Raw genomic sequence first — 8,760 nt, 5'->3', positions numbered from 1 at the left:
AAGCAGCGAAACTTTCCCGCACGTCAACGTTGTGTCAACCTTGGTGAACGCGAGGTTGACGCGAATGGAATATGCGAGCGAAATCAGTCTGTTGCCTGTCTGGGCACGCGTGCCCACCCCGCCCGGCTAGGGTTTCCAGGCCAGGAAGTTGGCGATGAGGCGGAGGCCGGTGGCCTGGCTCTTTTCCGGGTGGAACTGGGTGCCGAAGAGGTTGTCGCGGGCGACGGCGGCGGTGATCGGACCGCCGTGGTCGGTGACGGCGACCCGGTGCGCGGGGTCGGCGGGGAGGAGGTGGTAGGAGTGGACGAAATAGGCGTGGTCGCCCGAGGCGATGCCGGCGAGGAGGGGGTGGGGCGAGAGGATCTCGAGCGCGTTCCAGCCCATGTGGGGGACCTTCAGCGACGGGTCGGCGGGGGCGATGCGGACGACGTCGCCGGGGATCCAGTCGAAGCCGGGGGTCTCTCCGTGTTCCAGGCCGCGGGTGGCGAGCATCTGCTGGCCGACGCAGATGCCGAGGAAGGGGGCGCCCTGGGCGATGACGCGCTCCGCGATGGCCTCGAAGAGGCCGGGGCGGGCGAGGAGGCCGGCGCGGCAGTCGGCGAAGGCGCCGACGCCGGGGAGGACGATGCGGGACGCGGTGCGGATGGTGTCGGGGTCGGAGGAGACGGCGACGGGGCCGGCGTCGGTTTCGGCGGCCATCCGCTGGAAGCTCTTCAGCGCCGAGTGGAGGTTGCCGCTGGCGTAGTCGACGATGATCGTCGTCATTCCGAGAGGGTGCCCTTGGTGGAGGGGATGGCGCCGGGGCTGCGCGGGTCGGGCTCGACGGCGGCGCGGAGGGACTGGGCGACGGCCTTGAAGCAGGCCTCGGCGATATGGTGGCTGTTGGCGCCGTCGAGAAGGGCGAGGTTGAGGGTGAGGCCGGCATTCATCGCGAAGGCGGTGAAGAACTCGCGCACGAGCTCGCTGTCGAAGGTGCCGATCTTCGGGCTCGGGAAGTCGACCTTCCAGACCAGGAAGGGGCGGCCGGAGAGGTCGAGGGCGGCGCGGACGAGCGTCTCGTCCATGGGGAGGAGGCACGAGCCGTAGCGGCGGATGCCGCGCTTGTCGCCGAGGGCCTGGGAAAGGGCGCGGCCGAGGGCGATGCCGATGTCCTCGACGGTGTGGTGATCGTCGATGTGGAGATCGCCCTCGGCGCGGGTGGTGAGGTCGATGAGGGCGTGGCGGGCGAGCTGGTCGAGCATGTGGTCGAAGAAGCCGACGCCGGTCTGGTTGTCGTGCCGGCCGGTGCCGTCGAGGTCGAGGGCGACCGAAAGACGGGTCTCGGCGGTCTCGCGGGTGACTTCGGCCTGGCGCATGGCGCTCCTCCCGGGCGGCGGTGACGGGGGGCTTATAGCGGCTGCGCCGGGAGGGTCCAAGGGGATTTCGCACGCGAAACTATAGTGATGCCGTTGATATCAAAGGGATTCGTCGGGTTAAAACTTCGTGTACGCGCCCGGGTGGCATAGCGCGCGCTTGCTTTCCGGCCGGGCGCGACGTCTCCTGACGCAAAGGCGGAGGGAGGAATCGCCGATGTTCGAGGCAACGCTCGATTTCGCCCTGGGGGAGGACGTCGACGCGCTGCGTGCGCTGGTGCGGAGCTGGGCTCAGGAGCGGGTCGCGCCGATGGCGGCGGAGATCGACCGGGCGAACCGCTTTCCGGCGGAGCTCTGGCGGGAGATGGGCGAGCTCGGGCTGCTCGGGATCACCGTGCCGGAGGAATACGGCGGGGTGGGGCTCGGGTATCTGGCGCATGTGGTGGCGGTCGAGGAGATCGCCCGGGCTTCTGCAAGCGTTTCCTTGAGTTACGGGGCGCATTCGAACCTCTGTGTGAACCAGATCAGGCTGAACGGGACCGAGGCGCAGAAGGCGGGATACCTGCCGAGGCTGGTGACGGGCGAGCATGTGGGGGCGCTCGCCATGTCGGAAGCGGGGGCGGGGTCGGACGTGGTGTCGATGAAGCTCCGGGCGGAGAAGCGGAACGACCGCTTCGTGCTCAACGGCACGAAATACTGGATCACCAACGGGCCGGACGCCGATACGCTGGTGGTCTACGGCAGGAGCGATCCGGCGGCGGGGGCGAAGGGGATCACCGCCTTCATCGTCGAGAAGGGGATGAAGGGGTTCTCGACCAGCCCGCATTTCGACAAGCTGGGGATGCGCGGGTCGAACACGGCGGAGCTGGTGTTCGAGGACGTGGAGGTGCCGATCGAGAACGTGCTCGGGCAGGAGGGCCAGGGGGTCCGGGTGCTGATGAGCGGGCTCGACTTCGAGCGGGTGGTGCTGTCGGGGATCGGGATAGGGCTGATGCATGCCTGTCTCGACCATCTGATGCCCTACATGCACGAGCGGCGGCAGTTCGGCGAGAAGATCGGGAATTTCCAGCTGATGCAGGGGAAGATCGCCGATCTCTACACGGCGATGAACACGGCCCGGGCCTATTCCTACGCGGTGGCGGCGGCCTGCGACCGTGGGGCGGTGACGCGGCAGGATGCGGCGGCCTGCGTGCTCTATGCCAGCGAGAAGGCGATGGAGCAGGCGGTGCAGGCGGTGCAGGCGATGGGGGGCGCGGGGTTCCTGAACGAGAGCCCGGTCAGCCGGATCATGCGGGACGCGAAGCTGATGGAGATCGGGGCGGGGACGAGCGAGATCCGGCGGATGCTGATCGGGCGCGAGCTGATGCGGGTGACGGAGTGAAGGTTGGTGGGGCAATGGGTTATGGCAACCTGTTCGACGGTTCGTGCACAAGGCATATGCTGAGGAAAAGAGCCGGGGTTGGGTCGTTGACGCTGGCCGCCGTGCTGCTGGCGCTGCCGGCGGCGGCTCAGGACATTCCGTTCTCGATGGAGGCGACGGAGGCCTGCGTGGCGGAGGCGGCGGATCTTGCCGGGCGGCGGGCCTGCGTGGGGCGGGCGGCGGAGGCCTGCATGGAGACGCCGGACGGGCAGACGACCGCCGGGATGGGCGCCTGCCTCGACGCGGAGTGGCGATACTGGGACGAGCGGCTGAACGTCGCCTATGCGGCGCAGATGGATCTGGAGACGGCGACGGAGCAGGAGCTGGAGGATCTGGGCTCGGCGGCGCCTTCGCCGGCGGCGGCGCTGCGCGACATGCAGCGGGCGTGGATGGCCTGGCGCGACGCGGCCTGCATCTACGAGGCGAGCACCTGGGGCGGGGGCACCGGGGCAGGGCCTGCATCGGCCGAGTGCCGGCTGCAGATCACCGGCGAGCAGGCGCTGGCGCTGGAGGACCGGCTGCGCACGCGGTCGGGGCCGTGACGCGGGCGGTCGCGGAGCCGTCCGGTCCGGGCGGGTCCCGGGGCGATGGAGCCGGAGGGGGGGCCCGGTGAGGTTGGGTTCGGGCGTCGACACCGGGAGCGCGGCGTTCCGGGCGAACCGGGAGGCGCATCTGGCGGCGCTGGCCGAGGTCGAGGCGGCGGCCGCCGCCGCGGCGGCCGGCGGCGGGGCGCAGGCGGCGGCGCGGCATGCGGGGCGCGGCAAGATGCTGCCGCGGGAGCGGGTGGCGGGGCTGCTCGATGCGGGCAGCCCGTTCCTCGAGGTGGGGGCGACGGCGGCGCACGGGATGTATCACGGGGACGCGCCCTGCGCCGGGCTGATCGCCGGCGTGGGCCGGGTCGCGGGGCAGGAGGTCATGGTGGTGGCGAACGACGCCACCGTGAAGGGTGGCACCTATTATCCGGTGACGGTGAAGAAGCATCTTCGCGCGCAGGAGATCGCGGCGGAGAACGGGCTGCCTTGCGTCTATCTGGTGGATTCGGGCGGCGCGAACCTGCCGAACCAGGACGAGGTCTTCCCGGACCGGGAGCATTTCGGGCGGATCTTCTACAATCAGGCGCGGATGTCGGCGGCGGGGATCGCGCAGATCGCGGTGGTGATGGGCTCCTGCACGGCGGGCGGGGCCTATGTGCCGGCGATGTCGGACGTGACGGTGATCGTGAAGGGGCAGGGGACGATCTTCCTCGCCGGGCCGCCCTTGGTGAAGGCGGCGACCGGGGAGGAGGTGACGGCGGAGGATCTGGGCGGGGGGGACGTGCATACCCGGCTGTCGGGCGTGGCGGACTATCTCGCCGAGGACGACGCGCATGCGCTGGCGCTGGCGCGGGAGGCGGTGGCGCGGCTCAACCGGGTGAAGCCGGTGACGGTGGCGGTCGAGGCGGCGGAGGAGCCGGCCTACGATCCGGAGGAGATCCTGGGGGTGGTGCCGGCGGATCTGCGGACGCCCTACGACATCCGCGAGGTGATCGCGCGGCTGGTGGACGGCTCGCGGTTCGACGAGTTCAAGGCGCGGTTCGGGGCGACGCTGGTCTGCGGCTTCGCGCATGTGATGGGGGTGCCGGTCGGGATCGTGGCGAACAACGGGGTGCTCTTCTCGGAGAGCGCGGTGAAGGGGGCGCATTTCGTCGAGCTCTGCTCGCAGCGGCGGATCCCGCTCGTCTTCCTGCAGAACATCACCGGGTTCATGGTGGGGCGGCGCTACGAGGCGGAGGGGATCGCCAAGGCCGGGGCGAAGCTGGTGACCGCGGTGGCGACGACGGCGGTGCCGAAGGTGACGCTCCTGGTCGGCGCGTCCTACGGGGCGGGGAACTACGGGATGGCGGGGCGGGCCTATGGGCCGCGGTTCCTCTGGACCTGGCCGTTGAGCCGCATCGCGGTGATGGGGGGCGAGCAGGCGGCCGGCGTGCTGGCGACAGTGCGGCGGGAGGGGATCGAGCGGAAGGGAGGGACGTGGAGCGCCGAGGAGGAGGCGGCGTTCAAGGCGCCGACGCTGGCGATGTTCGCGAAGCAGTCGCATCCGCTCTATGCCGCGGCGCGGCTCTGGGACGACGGGGTGATCGATCCGCGGAAGTCGCGGGCGGTGCTGGGGCTGTCGCTGTCGGCGGCGCTGAACGTGGCCGTGGGGGAGACGCGCTTCGGCGTGTTCCGGATGTGAGCGTTAGGGGAACGTTGGGGGTCGGGCGGGCAGGATCGCCGGATGCGGCGGGCGACACGGAAGATCGTGCCTTTGCGGCTGCCGCGGCGGCGGTGGCCCTGGCGCTGGCGTGTTCGGCCCGGGGTCGTCTGGTTCCTGGCCTTCGCCGGGATCTCGGGCGGGCATGCGCTGCTCGTGCCGGTCGTGGACGACTGGCGCTCTGGGGTGCGGGTGATGACGCGGGACTGCCGGGTGGCGGGGGTGGTCGACGGGGATACGGTCGACCTCGCCTGCGCCGGCAGGGGGACGAGGCGGGCGCGGATCGTCGGGTACGACGCGCCGGAGCTCTTCTCGCCGAGGTGCGCGGCGGAGAGGGTGGCGGCGGAGCGGGCGAAGCAGGCGCTGGCGAGCTGGGCGTGGCATGCGACCTCGACCGAGGTCGCCTTCCTCGGGCGCGACGACTACGGGCGGGAGTTGGTGGACATGCGGCTCTCCGGGCGGCGCGTGGCGGAGGGGATGGCCGAAGGCGGCCATGGGCGGCGCTACCTCGGGGGGCTGCGCGGGACTTGGTGCTGACGCCCCGTTCGCCAGGGGGGCACGCCTGATGTTCTCCCGGGTGCTCGTTGCCAATCGGGGGGAGATTGCCTGCCGGGTGATGGCGACCTGCCGGCGGCTCGGGATTTCGACGGTGGCGGTCTATTCCGACGCGGACGCCGGGGCGCGGCATGTGGCGCTGGCCGACGCGGCGGTCGGGATCGGGGGGGCGGCGGCGGCGGAGAGCTATCTGCGGGGCGAGCGGATCGTCGAGGCGGCGCTGGCGACCGGCGCCGAGGCGGTGCATCCGGGGTATGGGTTCCTGTCGGAGAATCCGGCGTTCGTGGAACTCGTCGAGGCGGCGGGGCTTGTCTTCATCGGGCCGTCGGCCGCGGCGATCCGGGCGATGGGGCTGAAGGATGCCGCCAAGGCGCTGATGGAGGCGGCCGGGGTGCCGGTGGTGCCGGGGTACCACGGCGCGGAGCAGGGAGAGGCGCGGCTGGCGGCGGAGGCGGCGGCGATCGGGTTCCCGGTGCTGATCAAGGCGGTGGCGGGCGGCGGCGGCAAGGGGATGCGGCGGGTCGAGCGGGCGGAGGACTTCGCCCGGGCGCTGGCGGCGGCGCGCGGCGAGGCGCGGGCGGCCTTCGGCAACGACGCGGTGCTGGTGGAGAAGTACGTGAGCGCGCCGCGGCATGTGGAGATCCAGGTCTTCGGGGACGGGCGGGAGGCGGTGCATCTGTTCGAGCGGGATTGCTCGCTGCAGCGGCGGCACCAGAAGGTGATCGAGGAGGCGCCGGCGCCCGGGATGACGCCGGAGGTGCGGGCGGCGATGGGGCGGGCGGCGGTCGCGGCGGCGGAGGCGATCGGCTACGCGGGCGCAGGGACGGTGGAGTTCATCGCCGACGGGTCGCGCGGGCTGCGGGCGGACGGCTTCTGGTTCATGGAGATGAACACCCGGCTGCAGGTGGAGCATCCGGTGACCGAGGCGGTGACCGGCGAGGACCTGGTGGAGTGGCAGCTGCGCGTGGCGGCGGGGGAGCGGCTGCCGAAGCGGCAGGAGGAGCTGACGCTGTCGGGGCATGCGGTGGAGGCGCGGCTCTATGCCGAGGATCCGGCGAAGGGCTTCCTACCGGCGATCGGGCGGCTGACGCATCTCTCCTTCCCGGAGGGGGTGCGGGTGGATGCCGGGGTCAGGGCCGGGGACGAGGTTTCGCCCTGGTACGATCCGATGATCGCCAAGGTGATCGCGCACGGGGAGACGCGGGAGATCGCGCTCCGGCGGCTCGGGCGGGCGCTGGAGGCAACGCGGGTGGCGGGCTGCCGGACCAACCTCGGGTTCCTGGCGCGGCTGGTGCGGCAGGCGGATTTCGCCGCCGGGCGGGTGGATACCGGGCTGATCGAGCGCGATCTGACGGCGCTCACCGAGCCGCGGCCGGTCTCCTTCGCAGTGCTGGCGGCGGCGGCGCTGGCGGCGGGCGGCCAGATCGGGGAGGGGGACCCGCTCGCGGGGTTCGCGCTCTGGGCGCCGCTCGTGCGCAGCGCGCCGGTCGAGGTCGGCGGCGAACGGCGAACGCTCAGGGTCGAGACGCTCGGGCCGGGGCGGTTCCGGGTCGACGGGCGCGCGGTGGCGGTGACCGGCGGGGCGGACGGCGAACTGGTGCTGACGGTCGAGGGGGGCGCGGAGCGGCTCGGGCTGGCGGTGGACGGGGGGAGCGTCACGGTCTTCGAGGGCGCCGAGGCGACGGTGGTGACGATCCCCGATCCGCTGGCGGCTGGGGCGGAGGCGGCGGCGCATGGCGACGACGTGCGGGCGCCGATGCCGGGGCTGGTCAGGGAGCTCGCCGCCGCGGTGGGGCAGCGGGTGGCGCGCGGCGAGCCGCTGGTGGTGCTCGAGGCGATGAAGATGGAGCATGCGCTGCTGGCGCCGCGCGACGGGGTGATCGCGGAGGTGCTGGTGGCGGCAGGGGTGCAGGTGACCGAGGGGACGCTGCTCCTGCTGCTGGAGCCGGGCGATGGATGATCGCGTTACGATCTATGAGGTCGGGCCGCGCGACGGGCTGCAGAACGAGCCGCGGCCGATCCCGACACCGCGCAAGATCGCGCTGGTCGACATGCTGTCGGACTGCGGCTTCGGCCATATCGAGGTGGCGAGCTTCGTCAATCCGAAGCTCGTGCCGCAGATGGCGGACGGGGCGGCGGTGCTCGCCGGCATCGCCCGCCGCCCGGGGGTGAGCTATGCCGCGCTCACGCCCAACCTCAAGGGCTATGCGGCGGCGCGGGCGGCGCGGGCGGACGAGGTGGCGATCTTCGCCTCGGCCTCGGAGGGCTTCAGCCGGAAGAACATCAACTGCTCGATCGCCGAGAGCCTGACCCGATTCGCGCCGGTGGCGGAGGCCGCGGCGGCGGACGGAATTTCGTTGCGGGGATATGTCTCCTGCGTGACGGATTGTCCGTTCGACGGCGCGATCTCTCCGCAAAGTGTCGCAATGGTGACAGACCGGCTTTTCGCGCTCGGCTGCCGCGAGGTGAGCCTCGGCGACACCATCGGCCACGGGACGCCTGATTCGGTCGAAAGAATGTTGCGCGAGGTGCTGCGGACGGCACCCGCCGACCGGCTGGCGGGGCACTTCCACGATACGCTGGGGCGGGCGATCGAGAATATCGAGGTCGCGCTCGGGCTCGGGATCCGGGTCTTCGACGCGGCGGCCGGCGGGCTCGGCGGCTGCCCGTTCGCGCCGGGGGCCGCGGGAAATGTCGCGACCGAACGGGTGGTTGCGCGGCTCGAGGAACTCGGCTTCGCAACCGGGATCGATGCGGGGCGCCTGGCCGGGGCCGCGGCCTTCGCACGCGCCTTGCGGGCGCCGGCGTGAGCGGGAATCCTCCGACCGGCGGACCGCGGCCGGGTGCGGCAAGGTGACCCTGTTTTTGCACCGGAAGTTGAGCTATGCTGAGTTGGCGACAAGAGTACCGTGGGAGGAGCTTGCATGCAGGACCGGACCATTGTCGTTCTCGCGACGGATGCGCGCATCAACGAGAGGCTGATCGCCCGCGGCATGGAGCCGATGCGCGGGCCGTGCCTCGCGGAAGTCTTGCACGAGGCGACGGGGGAACGGCTCACTTCGAAGGAGGCGCTGCGCCTCTGGGGGCCGGAGCGGCTGGCCGGCGATCCGCGGGTGCGGGAGGTATTGAGCCGCTACGTGGAACGGCGCGTCTGACGCCGCTTGCCAATCGGGCCGCCGGGCCGGCCCGATGAGCTTCATT

The 8,760-nt window shown here is 71.8% G+C and carries 9 protein-coding genes; 7 read left to right on the top strand and 2 right to left on the bottom strand.

Going from position 1 to position 8,760, the window contains the following annotated elements:
• Positions 1-126: 126 nt before the first annotated feature.
• Both hisH and hisB read right to left on the bottom strand, forming a co-directional pair.
• Complete coding sequence (gene hisH / locus Q0112_RS19240; RefSeq protein ID WP_297977711.1) at positions 127-765, bottom strand: imidazole glycerol phosphate synthase subunit HisH; 639 nt, start codon at positions 763-765, stop codon at positions 127-129.
• Positions 762-1,355: an imidazoleglycerol-phosphate dehydratase HisB gene (gene hisB, locus Q0112_RS19235; protein ID WP_297977710.1), complete on the bottom strand. Its 594-nt coding sequence runs from the start codon at positions 1,353-1,355 to the stop codon at positions 762-764. Before hisB ends, hisH begins: the two co-directional genes overlap by 4 nt.
• A 214-nt stretch (positions 1,356-1,569) precedes the next feature.
• Here hisB and Q0112_RS19230 point away from each other — a divergent pair, with 214 nt between their 5' ends.
• The 7 genes from Q0112_RS19230 to Q0112_RS19200 all read left to right on the top strand — a co-directional run bounded on the left by Q0112_RS19230 (position 1,570) and on the right by Q0112_RS19200 (position 8,714).
• The gene (locus Q0112_RS19230; RefSeq protein ID WP_297977709.1) at positions 1,570-2,733 is read left to right on the top strand and encodes an isovaleryl-CoA dehydrogenase; all 1,164 of its coding nucleotides are present in this window, start codon (positions 1,570-1,572) and stop codon (positions 2,731-2,733) included.
• A gap of 86 nt (positions 2,734-2,819) precedes the next feature.
• The gene (locus tag Q0112_RS19225; RefSeq protein WP_297977708.1) at positions 2,820-3,314 is read left to right on the top strand and encodes a lysozyme inhibitor LprI family protein; all 495 of its coding nucleotides are present in this window, start codon (positions 2,820-2,822) and stop codon (positions 3,312-3,314) included.
• A gap of 67 nt (positions 3,315-3,381) precedes the next feature.
• Positions 3,382-4,986 carry a carboxyl transferase domain-containing protein gene (locus Q0112_RS19220; RefSeq protein WP_297977707.1) on the top strand — a complete coding sequence of 535 codons (1,605 nt, stop codon included), beginning with the start codon at positions 3,382-3,384 and terminating at the stop codon, positions 4,984-4,986.
• A gap of 66 nt (positions 4,987-5,052) precedes the next feature.
• Positions 5,053-5,541, top strand: coding sequence for a hypothetical protein (locus tag Q0112_RS19215; protein ID WP_297977705.1), 489 nt, complete (start codon positions 5,053-5,055; stop codon positions 5,539-5,541).
• Between the two features lie 28 nt (positions 5,542-5,569).
• Positions 5,570-7,519, top strand: coding sequence for a biotin carboxylase N-terminal domain-containing protein (locus Q0112_RS19210; RefSeq protein ID WP_297977704.1), 1,950 nt, complete (start codon positions 5,570-5,572; stop codon positions 7,517-7,519).
• Positions 7,512-8,369: a hydroxymethylglutaryl-CoA lyase gene (locus tag Q0112_RS19205; RefSeq protein ID WP_297977703.1), complete on the top strand. Its 858-nt coding sequence runs from the start codon at positions 7,512-7,514 to the stop codon at positions 8,367-8,369. The genes Q0112_RS19210 and Q0112_RS19205 overlap by 8 nt, the downstream gene beginning before the upstream one ends.
• Before the next feature lie 114 nt (positions 8,370-8,483).
• A complete protein-coding gene (locus tag Q0112_RS19200; protein WP_297977702.1) occupies positions 8,484-8,714 on the top strand; it encodes a hypothetical protein in 231 nt (76 codons plus the stop codon).
• Positions 8,715-8,760 lie beyond the last annotated feature (46 nt).

The sequence above is a fragment of the uncultured Amaricoccus sp. genome (assembly GCF_937858865.1).
GTDB lineage: Bacteria > Pseudomonadota > Alphaproteobacteria > Rhodobacterales > Rhodobacteraceae > Amaricoccus.
Note: the sequence above shows the minus strand (reverse complement) of the source record. Positions and strands in the feature narration are given on the sequence as shown.